Source organism: Methylobacterium sp. BE186, from assembly GCF_031457035.1.
GTDB lineage: Bacteria > Pseudomonadota > Alphaproteobacteria > Rhizobiales > Beijerinckiaceae > Methylobacterium > Methylobacterium segetis.
In genome coordinates this window covers 1-21,831 of the sequence record NZ_JAVDVV010000042.1, presented here as the reverse complement: position 1 = coordinate 21,831, position 21,831 = coordinate 1, and the positions used below count along the sequence as shown (strand labels likewise).

15 protein-coding genes are annotated in these 21,831 nt (G+C 66.9%); 4 read left to right on the top strand and 11 right to left on the bottom strand.

Going from position 1 to position 21,831, the window contains the following annotated elements; translation table 11 throughout:
• Positions 1-924 precede the first annotated feature (924 nt).
• Entirely contained in the window at positions 925-1,596 is a 672-nt protein-coding gene (locus tag J2X36_RS25540) for a recombinase family protein (protein ID WP_310354878.1), read from the top strand.
• A 337-nt stretch (positions 1,597-1,933) separates the two neighbouring features.
• Here J2X36_RS25540 and J2X36_RS25535 read toward each other — a convergent pair whose 3' ends face one another.
• From J2X36_RS25535 to J2X36_RS25515, 5 genes are all read right to left on the bottom strand, one after another.
• On the bottom strand, positions 1,934-2,299 hold the full coding sequence (locus tag J2X36_RS25535; RefSeq protein ID WP_310354876.1) for a PRC-barrel domain containing protein: 366 nt from the start codon (positions 2,297-2,299) through the stop codon (positions 1,934-1,936).
• A gap of 40 nt (positions 2,300-2,339) precedes the next feature.
• On the bottom strand, positions 2,340-3,440 hold the full coding sequence (locus J2X36_RS25530) for an AraC family transcriptional regulator (protein WP_310354874.1): 1,101 nt from the start codon (positions 3,438-3,440) through the stop codon (positions 2,340-2,342).
• Positions 3,441-3,621: 181 nt separating this feature from the next.
• Positions 3,622-3,969 (bottom strand): hypothetical protein, encoded by a 348-nt coding sequence (locus J2X36_RS25525; RefSeq protein WP_310354872.1) that lies wholly within the window; start codon positions 3,967-3,969, stop codon positions 3,622-3,624.
• A gap of 670 nt (positions 3,970-4,639) precedes the next feature.
• A complete protein-coding gene (locus J2X36_RS25520; RefSeq protein WP_310354869.1) occupies positions 4,640-4,879 on the bottom strand; it encodes a hypothetical protein in 240 nt (79 codons plus the stop codon).
• Positions 4,880-4,939: 60 nt separating this feature from the next.
• Positions 4,940-6,445 (bottom strand): ATPase domain-containing protein, encoded by a 1,506-nt coding sequence (locus J2X36_RS25515; RefSeq protein WP_310354867.1) that lies wholly within the window; start codon positions 6,443-6,445, stop codon positions 4,940-4,942.
• Between the two features lie 350 nt (positions 6,446-6,795).
• On the opposite strand from J2X36_RS25515, the gene J2X36_RS25510 reads away from it, so the two are divergent.
• Positions 6,796-7,026, top strand: coding sequence for a DUF6894 family protein (locus J2X36_RS25510; RefSeq protein WP_310354865.1), 231 nt, complete (start codon positions 6,796-6,798; stop codon positions 7,024-7,026).
• A 16-nt stretch (positions 7,027-7,042) separates the two neighbouring features.
• Here J2X36_RS25510 and J2X36_RS25505 read toward each other — a convergent pair whose 3' ends face one another.
• The 3 genes from J2X36_RS25505 to J2X36_RS25495 all read right to left on the bottom strand — a co-directional run bounded on the left by J2X36_RS25505 (position 7,043) and on the right by J2X36_RS25495 (position 9,931).
• Complete coding sequence (locus J2X36_RS25505; RefSeq protein WP_310354863.1) at positions 7,043-7,837, bottom strand: Crp/Fnr family transcriptional regulator; 795 nt, start codon at positions 7,835-7,837, stop codon at positions 7,043-7,045.
• Entirely contained in the window at positions 7,834-8,187 is a 354-nt protein-coding gene (locus J2X36_RS25500; RefSeq protein ID WP_310354861.1) for a hypothetical protein, read from the bottom strand. Before J2X36_RS25500 ends, J2X36_RS25505 begins: the two co-directional genes overlap by 4 nt.
• 388 nt (positions 8,188-8,575) lie before the next feature.
• Positions 8,576-9,931 (bottom strand): tyrosine-type recombinase/integrase, encoded by a 1,356-nt coding sequence (locus tag J2X36_RS25495; protein ID WP_310354860.1) that lies wholly within the window; start codon positions 9,929-9,931, stop codon positions 8,576-8,578.
• Positions 9,932-10,651: 720 nt separating this feature from the next.
• Here J2X36_RS25495 and J2X36_RS25490 point away from each other — a divergent pair.
• A complete protein-coding gene (locus J2X36_RS25490; protein WP_310354858.1) occupies positions 10,652-11,329 on the top strand; it encodes a hypothetical protein in 678 nt (225 codons plus the stop codon).
• A 441-nt stretch (positions 11,330-11,770) separates the two neighbouring features.
• Here J2X36_RS25490 and J2X36_RS25485 read toward each other — a convergent pair whose 3' ends face one another.
• Positions 11,771-14,968, bottom strand: coding sequence for a peroxidase family protein (locus J2X36_RS25485; RefSeq protein WP_310354857.1), 3,198 nt, complete (start codon positions 14,966-14,968; stop codon positions 11,771-11,773).
• Between the two features lie 1,445 nt (positions 14,969-16,413).
• Between J2X36_RS25485 and J2X36_RS25480 the strand changes: the two genes are divergently transcribed.
• Positions 16,414-19,611: a PAS domain S-box protein gene (locus J2X36_RS25480; RefSeq protein WP_310354855.1), complete on the top strand. Its 3,198-nt coding sequence runs from the start codon at positions 16,414-16,416 to the stop codon at positions 19,609-19,611.
• A gap of 257 nt (positions 19,612-19,868) precedes the next feature.
• Here the strand turns inward: J2X36_RS25480 and J2X36_RS25475 are convergent, their stop codons facing one another.
• Positions 19,869-20,951 (bottom strand): DUF4214 domain-containing protein, encoded by a 1,083-nt coding sequence (locus tag J2X36_RS25475; protein WP_132256210.1) that lies wholly within the window; start codon positions 20,949-20,951, stop codon positions 19,869-19,871.
• 184 nt (positions 20,952-21,135) lie between these two features.
• Positions 21,136-21,345 (bottom strand): dodecin family protein, encoded by a 210-nt coding sequence (locus J2X36_RS25470; protein ID WP_132256208.1) that lies wholly within the window; start codon positions 21,343-21,345, stop codon positions 21,136-21,138.
• Between the last annotated feature and the right edge of the window lie 486 nt (positions 21,346-21,831).

The following is a 21,831-nucleotide window of genomic DNA, read 5'->3' as shown; positions in this document are numbered from 1 at the left end:
GCTGTAGGCACGGGCCATGGCGATCTCCCTGACAAACCCTCAGGGATCAACGCTCACCCCGCCACGCCGACTCAGGGATCGTGGAAAACGCTCTAGGGTGCGCGCCGGAATTGAGAGATGCGCTGCCGCTTCGGCCGGCGTCAGGTATGGGCGCGAGGCGATATGAGCCTGAGCCGTGTCGGTGGTCGTGAGCATATCGAGGCCTGATGCGGTTACACGCTCACTGGCGTGCAGGAACACGCTGCCAGAGGGGCAAACTGGCTGTCGTCCGCGTCCGCGCACAAAGTGCGATTTTCTGGCCGAGCCAGCCCGAAAGGCACTCCGGACGTTTTGAAACTGCTCGCTACTCAGCGCGCGGCGGGTACCGGTCATTGGCGCCAGATGGGACCCGCGGCGGGGGACACCCGCCCCCCCCGGTCTGCCAGAGGTTGAAGTCTCGCGTGACGACACGCGGGTGTGTCTCGCGTCGTAGCTCTACGCCAGCCAGGGCGTGGGAGTACGCTGCTCCAGCAGTTCGTCGCCAGCAACGGCCACCAAGGCGATGACCTCGTCGAAGGGGGCGGCGCTGAGACTGGCGACCCGAGCTTCTCGGTTGCGGGCACTTAGCTTTCTGGGTCACGGGCTTGTCTCGCTCCAGGTGGCAACGATGCTGGCAGGGGCCACACCCGCACTCTCGTCGTCATTCGACAATACATCCGCATGGATGTATGTAGACGTCGACAAGGTGTACCCTCTCATATCAGTGATATCTCCAAAATAGCCAATTCTAAGCCTCATCGTTCGAGACTTGATTAGCGAATGAGTTGATATTGAGGCTGCGAGGCGCGATCAACTGCCAACGTGAGAGACGGCTTGTTCCGCCCCAGAGAAGTTTAACATCGGTGCCAACGTCGGTTGGCTAGGATGTCAGGACAGGAGCGGGGCATGGTTGAGGGTAAGCTCGTCGCGTACTACCGGGTGAGCACGGCCCGGCAGGGCGCGTCAGGGTTGGGCCTCGATGCGCAGCGAGAGGCAGTTAGCCACTTCCTCAACGGCGGCGCATGGCGAGTGGTGGTTGAGTTCACGGAGGTGGAGAGTGGCAAGCGGGCCGACCGACCCGAGTTGGCCCGCGCGATCCAGGCGTGCCGGCTCTACGGGGCCAAGCTGGTGATCGCGAAGCTGGATCGGCTCAGCCGTGACGCGCACTTCCTGCTTGGGTTGGAGAAGGCGGGCGTTGATTTTGTGGCGGCCGACATGCCGAACGCCAACCGGCTAACGGTCGGCATCATGGCCATGGTGGCAGAGGAAGAGCGCCGCATGATCTCGGCCCGCACCAAGGCGGCGCTTGCGCAGGCCAAGGCGCGGGGGAGGGTGCTGGGCGGCTACAGGGGCGTGACAGTCACGGAGGCCGCTAGAGAGGCTGGTAGGATCGCTCAAACGGCGCGGGCAAAGGCCAAGGCCAGTGACCTTGCTCCAATGATCGCCGAGCTGCGGGCGGCAGGCGTCACGAGCCACAGCGCCATGGCGTCGGCGCTCAACAGTCGGGGCATCCCGACCGCGCGCGGTGGAACATGGAGCGCCGTTCAGGTGCAGAGAGCGCTCGCTCGCATCGTCTGAGGGCGTGGCCCGCATTAGACAGCCCGGTATTTGCTCCGGATCCGTTCCTGCCGGCTTTGCGGTAGGTTCACTGCTGAACAGCCGAGACGGCAAACCTCAGACCCAGACGTCTTGAAAATTGCTTGAAAGTCTAAGGCCGTCGGGGTTGCAGGGTGGAAACAGGGACAGCCGTTTGGCTGTTCCACTAGGTTCTGAGACGTTCTCCTGCGTCCCGTTCCAGAAGCCCGAAACCCACCCTCTTGGAACGGGTTTGGAACGTTCCTCTGCGGCAAGCCCTATTGGAACGCCGGATTTGGGTCCCAACGCCTGCTCGGCCGCAGCGGCCCCCATTCGTGCCTCACGGCTTGAGGGACGGCATCGCCTCAATGCTCTCGCGTGTGCCGCTGACGGTCAGGTCGTTGTCCGCCTGTCGCAGGAGAGGAACCGGGATGCCGATCTCCCCGCCGCCGAGCCAGCGGCGACGGGCTACTACAGCGACTAGCGTAGTGCCATCAGCCGAGACCCGCACATCCTGCACACGGCCGACGACGAGCTTGTGATCGGCATAGAGCCAGCGGCCTCGCAGCGTCGGGATCAGCGAGGCGGCGCCAAGCTGCATGCGCGCATCCGCCCGGTCCAGGAGAGGCGTGCGGGCATCCTGCGCGTTCGCTCCGTCCACCAGCATCACGAGGGTGCAGGCCCAGGCGCCAACATGCCGTCGCATCCGCTACCCTCTTCCCGCAGAGGTGAGGATCTTCCTGGAATTAGTGGCGCGTCGTCTCCGGTCGGTTCGCCCGCCGCCATGCGCTGGGCGTCGTGCCCGACCAGCGACGGAAGGCATGCGTGAACGCGGCGGGCTCGGAAAAAACCAAGCAGTCGGAGATCTGCGCCAAGCTCATGCTGGTGTCGGCGAGCAGTTGCTTTGCCGACCGGAACTGCGCCTCGCTGGCGAGCTGCCGGAAGCTCGTGCCCTCGGCCCTCAGGCGGCGGCTCAAGGTACGACGGTTTAGCAGCTTCATGCGTGCCACGCGGTCCGCCTTGCAGCGCTGCCGGGTCACGGCGGTCTGGAGGTACTCACGGAGCTTGTCCGTCAGCGTGGTGGGCTGAGCGGCCTCAAGCCGGTAGATGCGATCCTCCACCTCTCTACGAACGGCCGGGTTCGCGCCTGCGATCCGCCGCTTCAGAAGCGTCGCCGAAAACACCAGAGCAGCGGCTTCCTGGTCAAATCGGATGGGTGCGCGGAAGAATGCTCCGTACGGGGCCACATCGCACGGCGCGGAGCGCGGCAGCAGGACCTCCAGCGGCACCCAGCCCGGTCCGCACAGGGCTCGCAGGATGTTGGTCATGGTGGCGAGCGCCCGCTCCAGATGCAGGACGGCGCCCTCGGCCTCGGGCTCGTGCGGCGCATAGCTAAGGACGGCGGTATCGTCGTAGATGCCGAGGCCGACCACGGCCCCACGGTCTCGCACGCACGCATGCGCCTCCAGGGCCCGCAGGGCGGCACCCACCGAGGCGCAGTTGCGCAGCAGGAGGCCGAGGAGGCCGAGCGAGGCCAGGGTGGTCCGCTGCCCGACCAGCAGTCCGAGATGGGGACAGCGCGAGCAGTCGGCTGCCAGGGCGATCAGGCGTCCGATGGCCGTGAACGGAACGGGCTTGCTGCTGTCAAACCGGCGCGGATCGAGCCCCGCTTCAGCGAGGAGGCCGTCGAGGTCCACGTCGCGTTCCACCAGGACAGCGTGGATCGCCCGCACGACATCGGGATGGATGAAGCCGACGGACGGCGCCTTCTCAGCCCCATCGGAACTCTCGTCCGCGGCTGCCCCGTCCGAGCAATCGGTCGTATGGGGTCCGACTGAGGAAAACATGACCATATCCTCCTGCCGCCAGATGATCGTATGCAGAGATCCGCGCTTGATCAAATGGGACAGGAGAATTCATTCTTTGCGTGTGACCTACTCTCTATTTGTTCGCGGGTATACGCTCTGACGTTTCGTAGCTGGGGCGCCGATGCCTCTCGTGCTCGGACGACACGCTCCGGCTGCAGCGTCAGTGCTTTGCGTCTGTCTGGCCGCCGTTGACGGTGGTAAGGTCTGCGCCCGGCGCGGCCGGCGGCTCCCCGTCGAAGAGGGTCTTGATGACCCGGGCGACGCTGGCGCCCACCTCCGGCGGTTTGATCGACAGAGCCCGCTCGACAGCCTCTTCCCTCAGGGTGTTGTGGTCCACGAAGCCGAGACGCTCCAACTCGTGCAGCAGAAGCGCGCTCATCACCAATCCTGCGACGGCCTGATGTGCTGTCGCGGCCAGCGCCTTTTCAGCCTGCGCAGAATTCTCCGCCTGCATCAGAGCCAGCTCAGTGAGCTGCTTGTTGGTGAAGGGATCGTGGATGTCGCTCATGCCATGCCCGCGCCGCGCAGGCGCTTGAACCGCAAAGAAGCCGACCGGCCGCGGGCCAAGGATTGGTCGGCTGAGAAACGGAACGGCCCTCTCCTTCTCGCAGTTCCCGCGTGCCCTGCTTGATTGAACAAGGTGTGGGCCGTTGGTCGAGCAGCGTTAGAGGCTCACAACTTTGCGGCTCTACAGCTCGTATCAGTAGCGCCGCTCCATCCGTCGGTCGTGCCGATCCATCCGCCGTTCTTGCCGATTTACCTGTCGGTCCATCCGCCGGTCGTGTCGACCCATCCTTCGGTTGTGCCGACGCTCCATTCCGAGGGTTTGCGTCTTGATGACCAACCCGTCTGCCGAGCCAAATGCTTCAACCGCGGGCCGAGAGTTGCTGAGTGAGGCAGCCTTTGCTCCGCTTCCCAGTCCGAGCGCGAGCGCCGCAGCGATGGAGAGCCCCGCAAGTTTCAGATACGACATAGCTCTCTCCTCCGTCGCGCAGGGGCCATCAAAATCGGTACACCAATCCCATTCTTGCAATTTCTGCGCGCACTGCTTGATCGAACGAGCCGATCTGAACGCAATGCCGAGGGCTCCATAACGCCCAATCGGCGAGAGCATCGCGGATTGGGCATTATGGAGCCGTTCGGTTCGCGTAAGCTGGCATTACGGAACTCAGCCGCTCCTATCCCTCTTTGTACGCCCCGGGGATGCCATCCTCCCGGCGCAACGACCAAATGATGTCACCAGCCTGGTTCATGAGCACCGCCTCGCTCAACCGCATCGGTCCCTCCGGCAGCGGATGTGCCTTGGCTTGCCTGATTGCGTCTTCGAGCGTCTGCGCCTCGATCGTGACGGTGTCGAAGCCTATCCCTGATCTTCCGTCGGAGAAGTGCAACTCATAGCGGAGGCGGTAGGTCTGCATGTGTGGCTGCTCAACGCTGAGGGGCAGGCGCGCACCTGCCCCTTCCGCGGACGTCCTTGCTCACCGCTCCTCACGGCCGCTCTGCGGCAAGTCGCTGGCTTGGCCAACGAAGGTCGGCACGCCTCGCAGCACGCCCTGGAAACCTTCGAGCGGCCCCCCAATGATGAGGCCCTGCCTGCCGATCCGGTACTCGCGGATGGTATCCTCGTGGGCGCCCGCCCGCTTCTTGATGATCGACACCGCCCGTCGGACCCGACCAGACGCCTCGAAGTAGCGCAGCAGGATCACCGTGTCGGCGAGGTAGGTCACGTCGACCGGGCTCTGCATGTTGCCGACGAGGCCATGCTGGGCCACCGTCAGGAAGGTCGAGGCACCCTGCCGGTTCAGGTACTGCAGCAGCTCGTGGACGTGGAGGATGAGCGCGTTCTCCTCCGGCATCGCGGCCTGGTAGCCGTTGAGGCTGTCGATCACGACCGTCTTCACGTCGTGCACGTCGACGCAGACACGCACCTGATGGGCGAACTCGCCGGGCGACAGCTCCGCAGCATCAACCTGCACGACGAAGATCTGCTCCTTCTCGCGCAGTTCCTCCAGTGGAAAGCCGAGGGCCCGCGCGCGGTCGAACAGCAGGCCCAGCTCCTCGTCGAAGACGAACATCGCGGCACGCTCGCCACGGGCGACGGCCGCTAGCACATACTGGATGGCGAAAAGCGACTTGCCTGTGCCGGCTGGGCCGAGGATGAGCGTGCTCGACCCTTTCTCGATGCCGCCGCCGAGCAGTGCGTCGAGCTCCTGGATGCCGCTCTCTAGGCGCTTGCGGCTGAACGTGGTCTTGTGCTCCAGCGAGACGAGGCGCGGGAAGACCTGCACGCCGCCGGTGGCGATGGTGAAGTCGTGGTAGCCGCCGCGGTAGGGCTGGCCGCGGTACTTGATGACCCGCAGGCGCCGCCGCTCGGCGCCGTACTCGGGTGCCAATTCCTCCAGGTGAGTGACGCCGTGAGCGACGCTGTGCACCGTCTTGTCGAGGGTGTCGGCGGTGAGGTCATCCAGCATCAGGACGGTCGCATCGTGGCGCGCGAAGTAGTGCTTCAGCGCGAGGATCTGCCGGCGGTAGCGCAGCGATCCACCCGCGAGCAGACGGATCTCGGACAGGCTGTCGAGGACGACCCGGCTCGGTGCCGCCTCTTCGAAGACGTCGAAGATCTGCTGGGTCGTTTCGCCGAGTTCGAGATCGGAGGAGTAGAGCAGGCTCTGCTGCTGGTCGGCATCAAGCAGGCTCTCGGGAGGGATCAGCTCGAAGACCTTGATGAACCCCTCAAGGCTCCAGCCATGCGAGAGAGCCCCCTCGCACAGCTCCTCGTGCGTCTCGGAGAGCGTGATGTAGAGGCCCTTCTCGCCCCGCGCGGCGCCCTCACGGAGGAACTGCAGCGCTATGGTTGTCTTGCCGGTGCCGGGGCTGCCCTCAAGAAGGTAGAGACGGTCGCGCTTCAGGCCGCCGCCGAGGACATCGTCGAGACCTTCGATGCCGAAGGCCGCCTTGTTCGAGGTGTCGGCGGCTGCAGTCATCCTGGCTGATCCCGATCTCAGGTGTGTCGGACAGGCTCTAGCTAAATGATCGGCGCGAAAAGGCGAAACCCTGTTCCGACAGGACAAGCCGTCTCGGACCTTAGCAGGGAAGCGGCGGCGCTCGTCTGCTGGGTGTTATAGAGCGCACCACACACTCACTTTTGATGTCAGCGTAGATCGGAAGCGGAGCCTAAAAAAGCAGGCGTGGCAATACGGCGGCGACGGCGCAGCACTTTCCGCATTACGCCAAGCAAAAAAACAATTATACATCCCTGATCGCTGGCTGTGATCATGGGCGCCAGCGACTGAGAGAGACGCGCGCTCCCGCCTAAGCTCAAGCGGAGTGCTGCATGGCTCGCTACTTCTTCAACGTCATCGACGGTCTCTTCCTCACCGACAACGAGGGTACCGAGTGCGCCTCGCTGGACGTGGCGCGGGCTCAGGCCATCGAGACTGCTGGCATGATGCTGCGCGATGTCGGGCGCAACTTCTGGGACGGCACCGAGTGGCAGATGCTCGTCACCGACACGGAGCACCGCACCCGGCTCAAGCTGCGCTTCTACGCCGAGCAGATCGAGTAGCCGAGCGGATCGCCGGTCAGAGCAGTAGCTCACCGCTGTCGCAGGACGCAGCGTGCAGATAGCGCGGGCTGAACTCCGCCATGGCCCTGATCCCCTCCAGGTCCAGCAGCTTCAGGCTCCTGCCTCTCAGCAGGATCAAGCCGCGCCGCCGCAGATCCTGCAGCAACCGGTTCACGTGCACGTTCGACAGGCCTAGCGTGTCAGCGAGGTCAACCTGTGTCAGCGGCAGAGGGCACCAGCCCTCCCGCACCAGACCCACGGCTTCCATGCGCACCAGCAGTTCGCAGAACAGGTGCGTCACGCGCTCCTGAGCCGAACGGCAGCCGAGCCCCACGATCCAGGCACGGGCGGTTGCCTCCTCGGCGAGCTTGGACAGGCGCAGAGCCCGCGCGATGTTCGGGTGCTGCGCGATCAGGCTGACCAGAGCCTCACGCGGAACGCGGGCGATGATGCACCTCGACAGTGTGCCGACCGCATGATCCATCGAGCCGAGATCGGCCAGATCCACGTCGCACAGGTCGCCCGGCAGCAGGTAGGCGATGATCTGCCGCGAGCCGTTCTGACAATGCGTGTAGCGGCAGGCAAAGCCCTCCAGCACCAGAACAGCGTCCTCCGGCACAGCGCCCTCCCGGATGAGGTCGATGTGCGGATCGACCGCGCGTGCCTGAGCGCTGACGCTCTCCAGGGCAGCTCTGTCCTCCTCCGTCAGGTGCACGAAGCGTTCGAGCTTGCGGATGAGGGGATTGCGTGAGGTCAGCTCCGGATCTGTGAGCCGGATCGCCGACGCGGTGATGCTGTGCAGGGCTCTCATGGCCGCAACTCCGACAGGGACAGCTCGTTCAGGGTGACCACAACGTCCCACGGCCAAGCCGGCTTCCTGAGCCAGCGCACACCATCATGACCGCCGATGAACGTGCTGCTCGGTTCGCCATCGGTGTGGATGAGGCAGGGCACACCGCGCAGGCGCAGCTCGCGCAGCAGCTCGGTGCAGGGTCCGTCCTTGAGCGCGAGGTCGACCACCGCCAGGGTAGGAGCCTCTCGCTCGATCTGCGCCAGCGCTTCCTCTGCGGCCCCGACCGGCCCGATCACGCGGTATCCGGCGCTCTCCAGAGCCTCGCTCAGGTCCATCCCGAGCAGGGCATCGCTCGCTGTCAGCAGCACCGCGGGCTGCCCATCTGCAGGACCCATGCTGACCTCTCGATGCAGGTGCCGCTTGCGGTCAAGCTCGCGGCAAAGACAACATAGAACAGTTTCTGTATAGGGCCGATCTGCTAGGATTGTGAACCTTCAACGTTCCTCGGTGTGATACCCCACCCATCGAGAAATGCGGGGTTTCACACCAAGGAAGATTTCGCTCGCTATTCCCTCTTGATGCGCAGAGACTATGTGCGTCGCCTGCCGGTGATCCGGGCGCAGGCGCTTGGGAGACAGCGTGTGCTCTTGCCCCGACAGGGAGCAGAGCTGTGTCTCAGCCTCAACAATCCGCCATCCACAACCGTCTTCTGAAGGCGCTCTCGGCCGACGACTTCGCGGTGGCCAACACCGAGCGTCAGAGCTTGCTAAGCAGTGGAAGCCGAACCGCCTCGATACATGATCGCTTCGCCTTCATGTCCGAGGAGCCGGCATACCGGCCCATCGTCATGCCGCCGGGGCGATTTTCACGCGAGTGCCCTAAAACGTCGGAAATGGTCCAATCCGTGAATCCTACCCCACCGGCTTCCAACGCTTCCTGAGCCTTGCGCGAGAACCAGCGTCGAAACGAGTGCAAATCGACGCGCGATTGGCGCTCGCTCTCGAACCTGTCCTCTACGCCGAGCTTACGACGCTGCCGCGTAAACGCCTGAGTGATAGGTGCACCGCGGCCACGGGCCTTGCTCGTTTGAGGCGGCAGTTCGTGAAAGACGAAATCCTCAACCCCCTTTCCGGTGATGCGACGGTCGACAAGGGAGACAAGGTCAGAGTGAAGCGGCACCTCGCGGGCCGCGGAAACCGTTTTGGTGCCAGGAACCTTGATGATGCCGCTGCGCACGTGACGCACACGCAGCGTAGCGATCTCCTCGCGTCGCATTCCTGTGAGTGCCGCAAATCGGCAAAAATCGGCGATGAGAGGGTCGGTGAGCCCATTCAGGAGCGTAGCGACCTCATCATCTGTAAAGGCTCGCTTAACTGCCTCGCCAGGATCGCGGGCGCAATCTGGGCGTTTGGCCTTGCTAAGTGATTGCCCAGACCATGGGCTGACTTCTCCAATATGACCGCGTTTGTGTAGCCACCCCCAAAACGAAGCCAACGCTGTGATGGCTTTGTTAGCAGTGGCTGGCGCTGCGTTCAGGTCGATGAAGCGAGCGCGAATGAACTGCCCAGCGACACGCTTCGTGATGGCTTCGACCGTAGGCGGCGTGTTGGTATGCTCGCACCAACTCGTTAGGTCGCGGATGGCTTGACGATAAGCTGCCTCAGTGCGGCCCGCGAAGGCGCCTTCGTGAAGCCAGTGGTCAACCAGAGAGGCAAAGGGTGTTGCGCGCCCAGACACAATGTGGGCGAACAAGCTGGCGTCATCCGAACCGTCCTCTTCAGCTATGCGGTCGATCCGGAGATCAACGATCGGAAGGAAGGCAACGCCGTCTTCAGTCAGCGTACCCGCGCTCAGTAGCCGGCATTCCTCCTCAACTTCGCGACGCCATTCCATCGCTTCTCGGGCAATGTTAGCGCGCTGAACCGGTCGGATTGGGGCGATCGCACCTTCAGAGGGGCGTCCAGCATCAGCATCAGCGATGCGTTGCTTCAGCCGGCCAAGAGCCGGCCATTTCATGGCGTCAGCCTCAGCCAGGGTTGTCGCATTCAGCGGCTCTTTGAGCCGCGTTGCGCCCAGAACCTTCACGAGCCTTGCGGGCACAGCGACGGTCACCCGATACCGGTTGCCGTGCCGTTCCAGGTGCTGCCCAATCCGCTTCGTCCGGCGGTTCCGCATCAACCTTCCTCGCGCGTTTCGTACCCACGTCGTACCCAAACGCCGTACCCTCACGCGATTGTAATGTCCAACAAATTCCTGATTTCAGACACTTACTGCAGAGCTGCTCTGCCCTCCCGTAGGGCGCGCCATCCACTGGCGGCGTAAATAAACCAGATTTTGCAGTTGCTGACGGCAGGGGCCCTGCGAATGAGCCCCCGACTTGAGCCCCCATGGCTGCGGCTTCGAGACCCGCCTCGGGCTGTTCCGGCGCAAAAATTGGTGGGGGTGAATCTCCTCGGGCGACCGCGACAAGGCCCCTCCGAGTGGCCCAGACCTTGGGGTGAGGGCAGCTCAAAGGATTCAGGATGCCCGAAAAACCTGCGCTCAGCCCGGACCCGTTTGGCGGGTCAGGGTGAGAGCCAGGGCCTCCGCCACGCAGACGCTGTGCGAGCCTGGACGAACTGTCCCGCCAAGCCCCAGATCGCTGCGATGTCCTTCTAAACGGAAGATAACTGCATATTGAGGCCGCCGTAACGTCAGTGGTAGTCAGGATCCCGTCGGCCCGCTTCCGGGCCCAGCGGATTCCTGCCGTTGGCTCAAACCCTATCGCCCGCGCGCACCGTTTCGCTCCGGGACCACGCCTGGGTTCCTACCCGAGGATCCCTGCTTCCCGAGTTGGTCGGGCCGGTCGACACGGAGTCGCGCGCTTGGATTCGCCTGCCGTGCCAGTGGATCCTCGACGGCGGGCTGCGCCTGTTCCGGGATGAGGTGGCGTATCGCGGACGGTCGGCGGCCGCATTGAAGATCCTGCTGACGGTCGCCCTCATGGCCGACGAGCCGGATGCCGGCACGCCGTCCGGGCAGCGCGTGAGCACGCTCCTCTCCTACGCGGATCTCAATCGCCTGTCGGGGCTCTCCACGATCCTGATCGGCGCCGGCAAGCGGTTCCTGTGCGGGCACGGCCTCGTCGCGGTGGCGCATGAGGGGCAGGGGCGCCGCATCCGCTACTTTCTCGGTCGCGGCAGCCGCCTCGAACCGCAGGCTTTCATCCCCTTCCGCCACCGTGCGGAGGGGGCGTGGACGCGCATCGAGACGCTGCACGACCTGTCCTGCACGCAGATCCACGATCTCAACGCGCTGAAAATCTACCTCGTCCTGTGCGCCCTCGGCGGCGGCCGGGATCTGAGCGTCACGGTGCGCTCCTCGCTCGTCTGCCAGCTCACCAACATTCCGGAGGCGAAGATCGCGGATGCGGTCGGCAATCTCGCTCGACGGAGCTTGGTCTCGGTGCAATCGGCTCCCCGGCACGAGGGAGGCGATTGTCTCCACCTCCGTCCCCTGCCACTTCGGTGATCTGCGATGGCGGACCCGTTCGGTCCGGCTCGGCCATCGTCCTGCAGCCGTTCCGGCATCTCGCCTGGGGGCGAGCGAGGCCCTGCGCACCGCCGGGATCAGGAGCCGCGCCGAGGGGCGGGATCGCGCGCTGGGCCTTCGGCGACAGGCGGAGGCGGTGCCCGCAAGGGTGATCAGGGATCTTCCGCGGGCCACCCGAAACGTAGATCGCGATCACGGCGGGGGCCCCCGGCCGAGCGCCACGCAGGCGGCCCTGCCGTCCTGCGAGAAGGCGAGGCCCTCGGCCCCCGCAACCGCCCACACCCTCGACCAGATTGGTCGAGGAGGAGGCTCGCGAGCACCCGCCGCGATCCGGGTGAGATCACGCCCGGCCGCCGTCACGGCCGCCCCCATCGGTCGGGTTGCGAGCGGCCCGGAGGGGCGCGCTCCCGACGCCCTCGCCTAGGCGACCAGGAGGCTGCAGGCCGTGTAAAGCTGGGCCTCGCCGATGCCGGCCAGCGTGACCGAGGCGCCGTTCGCGCTGATGACGACCTCGCCGCACGCCGTCTCGCTCGTTGCGGCCAGCACGTCCGCGGGGTTCGACAACCCCCATTCCCGCAGGTCGAGCCGGTCCTGCCCCGGCGTGAAATCCGTGATCCGGTCGTGGCCCGCATCCGCGGCGAACACGAACAGGTCCGGATCCAGGCCTCCCGTGAGCCGGTCGTCGCCGGGGCCGCCGCGCAGGGTGTCCGCCCCGTCGCACCCGTCCAGCACGTCGTCGCCGATGCCGCCGTCCAGTCGGTCATCGCCGCCGTTCCCGTCGAGGCGATTGCCCGCGCGATCTCCGATCAGGGTATCGGCGAGGCTCGAACCGACGACGTTCTCGATGCCCTGGAGGACGTCGCCCTGCGCGTAGCCGCCGAGGCCCGCGACGGGCCTCAGCGCGATCCCGAGATCGACGGTGACGCCCTCCGAGGAGGCGGTGAACAGGAGGGTGTCGTCGCCCTCTCCGCCATCGATCATGTCGGGATCGGGTCCGGGCACGAGCGTGTCGTCGCCGGGCCCGCCGGACAGGAAGTCCTTTCCCGCCCCGCCCTCCAGGCGATCGCTGCCCGCCCCGCCGATGAGAGTGTCGTCGCCCGCATGGCCGATGAGCGTGTCGTTGCCGTCCTCGCCGTAGGCGAAGGCCCCGAGGTTCCCCGAGCCGGCTTCGAGGACGTCGTCGCCCCCGCCGCCATGCAGGGCATCGAGGCCGAGGCCGCCCTGCAGGATGTCGTCCCCGTCCTCGCCGTAGATCGTGTGGTCACCGGCCGTGACCCTGATCGTGTTGTCGTGCGCGTTGCCGACGAGCACCACGGCCGCGCCCGGCGTGGCCGGGAGGCCGTCGTGTTCGTAGGTCCGGTCCTCCGCGCCGAGCTCGACCGTCTCCGCGACCTTGAAGGCGGCGAAGTGCAGGTGATCGAGCCCCGTGTTCCGCATGATGATGTCGGAGAAGTGCTGGGATCCGATGTCGGCCAGGAGGAGCGGGGCATCCTTGAGCTGGTTGAAGTAGTAGAAGCGGTCGCCCTCCTGCAGGCGGTCGAGCTGCTCTTGGAAGATCCAGGTGAACGTCGACCCCATCTGGCTCGCACCGAACGGCTTCTCCGCGAGGCCGCCGACGAACAGGTCGACATCCTGGACGTGGACGTCCTCCTCGCCATAGGCGGCCTTGAAGAGCGCCAGCAAGGCGGCCTGCTCCTCCGGCGTGCCGCGCAGGTGGGCCCCGAACTCCGACCAGGTCTCGTAGGGCTTGAGGCTCGGCACCTTCTCGGGTTGCGTCGCCGTGTAGTTCGACGCCTGATGAGCCTGCTCGATGAGGCTGCCGGCCTCGCTCACGGAGCGCCGGAAGGCATCGAGGGTCGGCAGCCCGGCTTCACGGCCGCGCTCGATATTGGCGGCGTAGAGGTCGAGCGGCAGACCGAGAAGCTTGCTGCGGATCACCTCGACGATCTGCTCGTCGATCCGCTGATGCGCGACCTGCACCTCGCCGCCGATGATGGCGGCCGCGCCGCCGACGCCGCCGGTGAGCGGGTCCTCCCCATCGAACATGGCCGGATTCAGGAAGGCCGAGAACAGGGGCACGTCCTGCGTCCGGCCGCTGCCGTCCGTGAACGGGAGGGTCTCGTTGATCATGGAATGGCCGACGCGATACATGGCGCCCGCGAACTCTTCCGTGATGCCGGGATTGACGTTCGGGTTGTAGCCGCCGAATCCGTGCGAGGGGCCCGGCAGGCCGCCGGACAATCCTTCGGCGAATTCGGTGAAGACGGTGCGCTGATATTCGGCCGTCGTGACGATCTTGGCGGCCTGGAACACCTGATCGGCGCTCCAATCCGGGTGAAGCGCCCGGATCCGCTCGGCCTCGAAATTGTGCTCGCGGTGCCAGACCGTATGGACCGCCGTGATGGCGACGTTCTCGTCGGCCCGATGGTCGCCGGCGATGTGGTAGGAGAGCAGGCTCTCCAGGCTGAAGGTCGGATTCGCGGTGACGCCGTCCGGACCGAAGGGGGAGGCGAGGGCATCGTTCTTGTCGCCGAGCATGATCGTGTGCTTGGCGTCGCCGATGTCCCGGAAATCGATATAGCCCGGCAAGGCGGTCAGCCTCGCCCAGGCCGCACCGTCCGTCAGCGTCCCGGCCGCGACATCGGTGACCAGCCGGTCGAGGACTTCTCGGGGAACGCCGTTGTTGACGAGAACATCGGCGTAGCTGGGAAGATTGCCGCGCGCGACCCCGTCCGGGCCCATATCCGTGCTGCCGTCGAGAAGACGGTGGGTCTTCACCCAGCCGCCATGCCCATCCGGGATGAGGTCGCCGGCGGCGGTGCGGGCACTCTCGCGCAGCAGGTCCGTCATGCGCGCCTCGGACCCGTAGGTCTGGCTCTGGTCGACGAAGGGCGAGATCTTGTTGAGATGCGCGGTGCCGCCGATCGTGTTCATCACCGGAGTGCCCTCGGCATCGACGGCGACGGCCCCGCCCGTCCCGTCGAAGCGGCCCGCGCGGCTGCCGGTCAGGAACTCGAATCCCGGGGGCGGCGAGCCGCCGAGCTGCTCGAGGAGGTTGTCGCTCGGGTCGATCCGGATGGCAGGAAGCCCCTCGTCCTCCCGCAGGGCATCGAGGCGGATCTGGGCTGCCGCCAGTTGCTCGTTCATGTCACCGATGGGAACGCGGTCGGGGCCGCCGCCGCGGGCGTAGAAATCGAGGCCGTGATCGAAGAATTGCCCGAACGACATCAGGAGCAGGTTGCCGCCGAAGCTGTTCGGGAGATCGATCGTGTCGCCGTCGGCATCGAGGGCTTGCTGGCCGATCAGGTCGCTCACGAGGCGCGGGTTCGGGAGGGGTGAGGTCCCGTCCGCGGACGTGACGCGGACCGCATTCGGGCTGGCCTGCGTCTCCGTCTGCTCATACTGGGCGGGCGCCAGCCTCAGGAAGGGCTGGCTGGCGGTGCCCCAGACCGCGCGGCCCGGAGTCAGATTGTTCTCGGCCCCGCTGACGTTGCGGTGCAGGACCGGATCGTTCGCCTGCGCGAGGAGCAGGGCGAGGTCCTCGGCGCGCAGCTCGATATGCGGCGCGTGGCTGGCCGGAGGCCGGTTGCTCGGGACGGGGCTGGAACGGAATGTCATCCTGTCGCCTCCTTCACGATCCCAACGATGACGGTGCACGGACGCCGACCATCCTCGGCGGAGACGCGAGCCGCGGCATCGGCCGTAGCGCGCCCGCCAAGCGGGGGGTCACAGGTTGAGACGGCAGCACGGCACCACGGAGCGGGCCGGGGAGGTCAGGCGCAGGGGAGGGCACCTGCACGCCGCAGGCGGAGATCACGGTCGGCGCTCTCGACATGCGCCGACGTCGCGAGAATCCCTCCCGTATCCGCCTCCTTCCCGGACCGGTCGGATCGATGAAACGAACCTGTCTGAATCGAGCCGATCATCGGCGGCCCAGACATAGAGACGTCAGCGCAGCCACTGCGCCTGCATATGTTAAATCAGTCCAGACTTTTTCGGTTCTTAAACTGAGTTAATTTGCATTCATGCGTTATAAATACGCGAGAGTTGCAGTATAATCTTGAAATCTTACAAGATATGCAGTGCCGGTTTACGCAAGCGTGGCGCGAGACGTGTTTGATACGAAAGACGACGCCGAACCGCGTGGATTGTTCAGGGCAGGGCGGCCCCAGTGCATGCCCGGCGCCCGGCGGCGCGCGCGCGGGGAAGCACTGAGAACGGCCAATGTCACGCGCGATGGCGACAGGAGTGGCCGCAAGGGATCGAGGCGGCTTCGGCTTCCGCGAAATGGAAGGCCCGAGCCGGCAAGCTGAAACCGGCGGCGTGCACGGCACGATACCGGCATCGGGACAGGCGTCCTCGACATCCGCGCCGCGAGCCTCGGCCTCCCCCCGATGATTGCTGGGGGCGAGGCCACGGAGCCCGGGGGTCGCTCGGCCGTCCCTGCCATCGCCTCTCGTGGCGCCGAGAGGGCCCCTCCCGCGCGGCGTCGACGGCCGCCGTGGAGACGGCCGGCCGGCCACGGGGGCGCGGGCGGGCGCGCCCCGACGACACAAACGGGCAACACGGCGCCCGTACCGTGGCGCCGCGTTCCGGACGAGGAGGTCATCATGACAGAGGATCTCGAGTACAGCCGCACCGTCTGGATCACGGACGTCGCCCTCGGGGCGATCTTCACGTCCGTTTTTCTGGCCGCCTGCACGATGCTGATCCTGGGTTACTGAGATCAGCGCGGCTCTCATCCCCGAAGCGAGCCGCCGCGACGGGGCATTCGCTCGGATCTGGCATCGCCGAGTGTGCCCGAGAGCGCTGGCGCCGCGGGCGCCGAGGATGGTTCGCAGGGAGGCGTCGCCCCCTGCCCGCTTCCGGCCGGCCCGCCATCGCGCGCCGCGACCGGAGCATCGGCCGGCAAGTTCCGCCTGACCCACGCGGCCGGAAAGACACATCCCCGAGCATTTCGGCCGTAAACTCGCCATCACATCGGATCATGGGCCTGATCGACTGCAACTTACGGTTATGGCTTTCCGAGCCAGACCCTCTCCTGCCAGGCTCCCCCTTCACGCATGTACGAGAGTGTGCCGCCCCCGACCCTCACCTTCCTGGCGGGCGCCGGGCGGATGAGCGCGCGCATTCGCGCCCACGATTGGTCGGCATCGCCGCTCGGGTGCCCCGAGACCTGGCCGGCCTGCCTGCGCTCGGCCGTGAGCCTGATGCTCGGCTCCAAATTCCCGATGTTCGTGGCCTGGGGCGCCGAGCTCGGCTTCCTCTACAACGATGCCTACGCGGAGATCCTCGGCGACAAGCACCCTCGCGCGCTCGGCCGGCCCTTCCGCGAGGTCTGGTCCGAGATCTGGGCCGACATCGCGCCGCTGATCGACACGGCCATGCGCGGGGAGGCGACCTGGGCCGAGAACCTCCCGCTCGTCATGAACCGGCACGGCTATGACGAGCAGACCTACTTCACCTTCTCCTACTCGCCGGTGCGCGACGATACGGGCGCCGTCGGCGGCATGTTCTGCGCCTGCACCGAGACGACCGCCAAGGTGACGGCCGAGGAGGCGCTGCGCGCGAGCGAGGCGCGGGCCTCGGGCGTGCTGGAGGGCATGGGCGAGGGCTTCATGCTCCTCGACCGCGACTTCCGCATCCTGCAGATGAACGCGCAGGGGCTGCGGCTGGAGGACAGGCCGGCGGCCGAGGTCGTGGGCCGCCTGCACTGGGAGGTCTATCCCGGCACGGAACACCTGCCCATCGGCCGGATGTACCGGCGCGCCCTGCGCGATCGGGTCCCGCTCACCCTGGAGCACCGCTACGTCTGGCCCGACGGGCACGCCGCCTGGCTAGAGGTGCGGGCCTACCCGCACCCGGAAGGCTTGGCGCTGTTCTACCGCGACGTGACCGAGCGGCGGGAGCGCGAGGACGCCCTGCGCGAGGCCGAGGCGCGCCTGCGCGCGCTGGCCGACAACCTGCCGGGCGGCATGGTCTACCAGATCGCCATGGACCGCGACGGCTCCCGCCGCCGCTTCCTCTACGTCTCGCAGGGCTTCGAGCGCATGACCGGCGTCGCCGCCGAGGCGGTGCTCGCCGACCCGGCCGCGGCCTACGACCTGATCCTGCCCGAGTACCGCGAGAGCCTGGCCGCAGCCGAGCACCTCGCCCTCCGCGATCTCGCACCCTTCGACTTCGAGGCGCCGTTCCGGCGTGCGGACGGCGAGGTGCGCTGGAGCCGCATCATCTCGGCGCCGCGGCGGCTGCAGGACGGCTCTCTCGTCTGGGACGGCATCCAGTTCGACGACACCGCCCGCAAGCAGGTCGAGGACCGGCTGCGCGAGAGCGACGCCAAGTTCCAGACCATCGCCAATTCCATCGACCAGATGGTCTGGTCGACGCGGCCGGACGGGCATCACGACTATTACAACCAACGCTGGTACGACTTCACGGGCGTCCGGGCAGGCGCCACCGACGGCGGGGATTGGGAGGAGATCGTCCACCCCGACGACCGGGAGCGCACCTGGTCGCTCTGGAAGGACTCCCTCGCGACGGGCTCGCCCTACCGGATCGAGTACCGCCTGCGGCACCAATCGGGGCAGTATCGCTGGACGCTGGGCCGCGCCCTGCCGATGCGCGACGAGGCGGGCCGGATCACGCGCTGGTTCGGCACCTGCACCGACATCCAGGACATTGTCGAGGCCCGCGAGGTGCTCGCTCGCTCGCGCGAGGAGCTCGAGCGGCTGGTGGCGGAGCGCACGGCCGACCGGGACCGAATGTGGCGGCTCTCGACCGACGTCATGCTGGTCGCACGCTACGACGCCACGATCGAGGCGGTGAACCCGGCCTGGACGACGCTGCTGAGCTGGAGCGAGCAGGAACTGATCGGAAGCGGCTTCCTGGATCTCGTCCACCCGGACGACGTCGCCGCCACCCGGGCCGAGGTCGGGAGGCTGGCGGACGGCTTGACCACCCTGCGCTTCGAGAACCGCTACCGCCGCAAGGACGGCGCCTATCGCTGGCTCTCCTGGACGGCCGTGCCGGACGAGGACCGCATCCACGCCGTCGGGCGCGACGTCACGGTGGAGAAGGAGGCGGCGCAAACCCTCGCCGAGACCGAGGAGGCCCTGCGCCAGGCGCAGAAGATGGAGGCCGTGGGCCAGCTCACGGGCGGCATCGCCCACGACTTCAACAACCTGCTCACGGGCATCGTCGGCTCGCTCGACCTGATGCAGACCCGCATCGCTCAGGGTCGCTTCGACGTCCTCGAGAAATACGCCAAGGCGGCCATGTCCTCGGCCAACCGCGCGGCAGCCCTGACCCACCGGCTCCTGGCCTTCGCCCGGCGCCAGCCGCTCGACCCCAAGCCCGTCAACGCCAACACGCTCGTCACCTCGCTGGAGGATCTGCTGCGCCGGACCATCGGCGAGGCCATCAGCCTGGAGATCGTCACCTCGGGCGCGCTCTGGCCGACCCTGTGCGACCCGCACCAGCTGGAAAGCGCGATCCTGAACCTCGCCATCAACGCGCGGGACGCCATGCCGGACGGCGGCAAGCTCACGATCGAGACCTGCAACACGCATCTCGACGCGGCCTACGCCAAGCTGCATCCCGGCGTCGAGCCGGGCGCGTATATCTGCATCTGCGTGACGGATACGGGGACCGGCATGGCGCCGGACGTGATGGCGCGGGCCTTCGACCCGTTCTTCACCACGAAGCCCATCGGCCAGGGGACGGGCCTCGGCCTGTCGATGATCTACGGCTTCGCGCGGCAATCCGACGGCCATGCCAGGATTCACTCGGAGGTCGGCCAGGGCACGACGGTGAAGCTCTACCTGCCGCGCCACCGGGGCGCGCTCGCCTCCGAGGATGCCGGGGCCGCCGGCCTGACGGAGGCGCATCGGGCGGAGGAGGGGGAGACGGTCCTGGTCGTCGAGGACGAGCCCGTCGTGCGCGACCTCATCGTCGAAGTGCTCGCCGACCTCGGCTACCGGGCGCTGGAGGCCCAGGACGGGCCCTCGGGGCTCAAGCTGCTGCAATCGCGCGAGCGGATCGACCTGCTCGTCACCGATGTCGGCCTGCCGGGGCTGAACGGGCGCCAGCTCGCCGACCAGGCCCGCGAGAGCCGTCCGGAGCTCAAGGTGCTCTTCATCACGGGCTATGCCGAGAACGCGATGTTCGGCAGCGGGCATCTCAGCCCCGGCATGGAGATGATCACGAAGCCCTTCCCCGTCGAGGCGCTCGCCACCCGCATCCGCGAGATGATCGAGCGGTGACGGGACGAGCCGGTGCGGGCTCGCATCGGCCGGGCGCTGCAGCGAGACGGCGGCCCGCCGCCCGTCCCGGTCGCAGGACGGTCGGCGGCGCGTTCGCCCCCGGCAGCCTCACCGGTCGCGAAGCTCTCCCGCGGTCTCCCGACGCGTCGCGCGCTTCCCGCCGTGCCGGGCTGACGGTGAGCGCGCCGGACGCTCCCGCGGCGCGCGGGGCGGAGGCCGGAGCCCTCTCCCGGATCCTCGGGATCAGCGGACCTGCCCTAGACGATCTGCCATCCCTGCTCGACGCCGATGGGGAAGGATTGCTGCGCCTCGGGGCTCTCGGCGATGCCGACCGCGACGTCGGCGCGCGGGGTTCCGCTGCCGAGCACGCCGACCCAATATTGCTGACCGCCGGCATCCGGCGCTCGCCCGAGCGCATCCGCGTAGAGATTCTCCACGAATTGCGTGTCCGTGAGCGGCGTCGGGTGGAGCGCGCCGTACTCTGCCGAGCCCAGGAAGGCGGCCGCCACGCTCGTCAGGGACGCTCCGTTGCCGAGGCTGCTCGACCAGTATTCCAGGCCGCCCGTATCCGGCGCGCGGTCGAGCACGCCGACATACAGACGCGCGACCTCCGCCGTGACGGTGTCCACGACCGGCAGGAAGATGCCGTTGGCGACGGGCAGGACCGGGATGTAGCCGCCGGTCCCGTCGACCTCGTAATCGGTGCAGGCTCCCTGGCCCTCTTGCACCGTCAGCCCGTGGATCTGGAACTCGCGCCCGGCGATCCGATCCTGAAGGTTCTGGAAGATCGCGGCCTCGGTCGGGTCGGACAGATCGAACCGGTACTCCTGATGGAAGCGCAGGTTGCCGGCGGCATCCGCCACGGGGAAGTCGTCGGAGAGTTCCTGGTTCGTCACGTTGCCCGATGCCGTGCCGCTCAGGATGACGGGGCCGACGACGTCCGCCCCCTCCGGATCCTCGACGAAGCCGTCGAGGTCGATGTCGAGCGTGATGTTGGGCAGGAGGGACGGGCTGTCGTTGTCGAAGCCGTGGATGTGCTGCGGGTGGATCTCGTTCGGCGTCAGGCCGCTGGCGACGACATCGAGCGTGACCGTGCCCGCCGTCTCGTCGATCTGAACGATGGCTTGGCCGCTCACACCGGAATTGTTCGACGGGCTGAGGGTGGCGATCACCGTGTCGGTCGCGTTGGCGACGGCCGGGACCACGGGCCGCTCGTCCGCCACGGGACCCGATCCGTCGGGAGCGAGCGTGTAGGGTGCCAGGAGCAGGAGGCGCTCCTGTTCTTCCTGCGTCGCCGACTGGACAAAGCTTTGCAGAAAGAGGCTGGGATCGTAAGCCATGTCTTCCTCCACCTTTCGGTGGAGAGATTAGGCATAGGTGAAGATCGATAAAAAATAATATAGATTACGTTTTTCCGGAGTTCGCCCAGGCCGGACATGCCTCATAGGTGGTAGCGGCGCGCAACGCGCCTACACCTTACGGAGTATCCGGATAGATCCGATGCTTCGCCGTGCGGGCGCCGTTTCAGCCCCCGCCCTCGAGCCGGAACGCGATCTTCACGTTCACCCGGAACTGGGTCACCGTGTCGTTCTCCACGACGGCCTCGAATTCCTTGACCCAGACGGATTGGATGCCGCGGAGCGTGCTGGATGCGCGCTCGACCGCCTGCCTGATCGCGTCCTCGTAGCCCTGCGGGGATTGCGCCGACAGTTCGAGAAATTTCACCACCGACATGACCGCCTCCCTTGCGGGTCAGGCGCGTGATGCTCTGCCCGGCACCCGGAGACGGCAACCCTCTGTGCAGTTGCGCGCAGGGACAGGGCCTCGGACACCGGCGGCGAGGGAGGGGCCGGGATTCCTGCCGATCCGCCGGGCCGCGGTCCCATTCGGTCAAGCTGCCCTGTCCGGACCCGGTATGCTGCCGCGTTCCGTGCCCCCCACGGCTCGCAGACCCTGTTCGCGTCGCTCCGACGGCCGGCGATGCGGGTCCGGTCGGGACCCGGGCCGGCGACCGGCGCGGTCCCCGGCGCGCGTCACGGGGGAGGGCCTTCCGGCCGGCCGGTGCGGGATTCTCAGGAGACGGCCATGGATGTCACCAGACGGACCTTCGCCGCGGGCGCCGCCGCGCTGCCCCTCGTCGGCTCGGGCCTGCCCTCCGCCCGGGCTCAGAGCATGGTCCAGGACGCGCCGGTCATCGGCAACCATGCCGCGGCGGACCCG

Excerpts from the sequence above, each read along its gene's own strand:
- J2X36_RS25540 (WP_310354878.1), top strand. The coding sequence starts at position 925 with ATGGTTGAGGGTAAGCTCGTCGCGTACTACCGGGTGAGCACGGCCCGG.
- J2X36_RS25535 (WP_310354876.1), bottom strand. The coding sequence starts at position 2,299 with ATGCGACGGCATGTTGGCGCCTGGGCCTGCACCCTCGTGATGCTGGTG.
- J2X36_RS25530 (WP_310354874.1), bottom strand. The coding sequence starts at position 3,440 with ATGTTTTCCTCAGTCGGACCCCATACGACCGATTGCTCGGACGGGGCA.
- J2X36_RS25525 (WP_310354872.1), bottom strand. The coding sequence starts at position 3,969 with ATGAGCGACATCCACGATCCCTTCACCAACAAGCAGCTCACTGAGCTG.
- J2X36_RS25520 (WP_310354869.1), bottom strand. The coding sequence starts at position 4,879 with ATGCAGACCTACCGCCTCCGCTATGAGTTGCACTTCTCCGACGGAAGA.
- J2X36_RS25515 (WP_310354867.1), bottom strand. The coding sequence starts at position 6,445 with ATGACTGCAGCCGCCGACACCTCGAACAAGGCGGCCTTCGGCATCGAA.
- J2X36_RS25510 (WP_310354865.1), top strand. The coding sequence starts at position 6,796 with ATGGCTCGCTACTTCTTCAACGTCATCGACGGTCTCTTCCTCACCGAC.
- J2X36_RS25505 (WP_310354863.1), bottom strand. The coding sequence starts at position 7,837 with ATGAGAGCCCTGCACAGCATCACCGCGTCGGCGATCCGGCTCACAGAT.
- J2X36_RS25485 (WP_310354857.1), bottom strand. The coding sequence starts at position 14,968 with ATGACATTCCGTTCCAGCCCCGTCCCGAGCAACCGGCCTCCGGCCAGC.
- J2X36_RS25480 (WP_310354855.1), top strand. The coding sequence starts at position 16,414 with ATGTACGAGAGTGTGCCGCCCCCGACCCTCACCTTCCTGGCGGGCGCC.
- J2X36_RS25475 (WP_132256210.1), bottom strand. The coding sequence starts at position 20,951 with ATGGCTTACGATCCCAGCCTCTTTCTGCAAAGCTTTGTCCAGTCGGCG.
- J2X36_RS25470 (WP_132256208.1), bottom strand. The coding sequence starts at position 21,345 with ATGTCGGTGGTGAAATTTCTCGAACTGTCGGCGCAATCCCCGCAGGGC.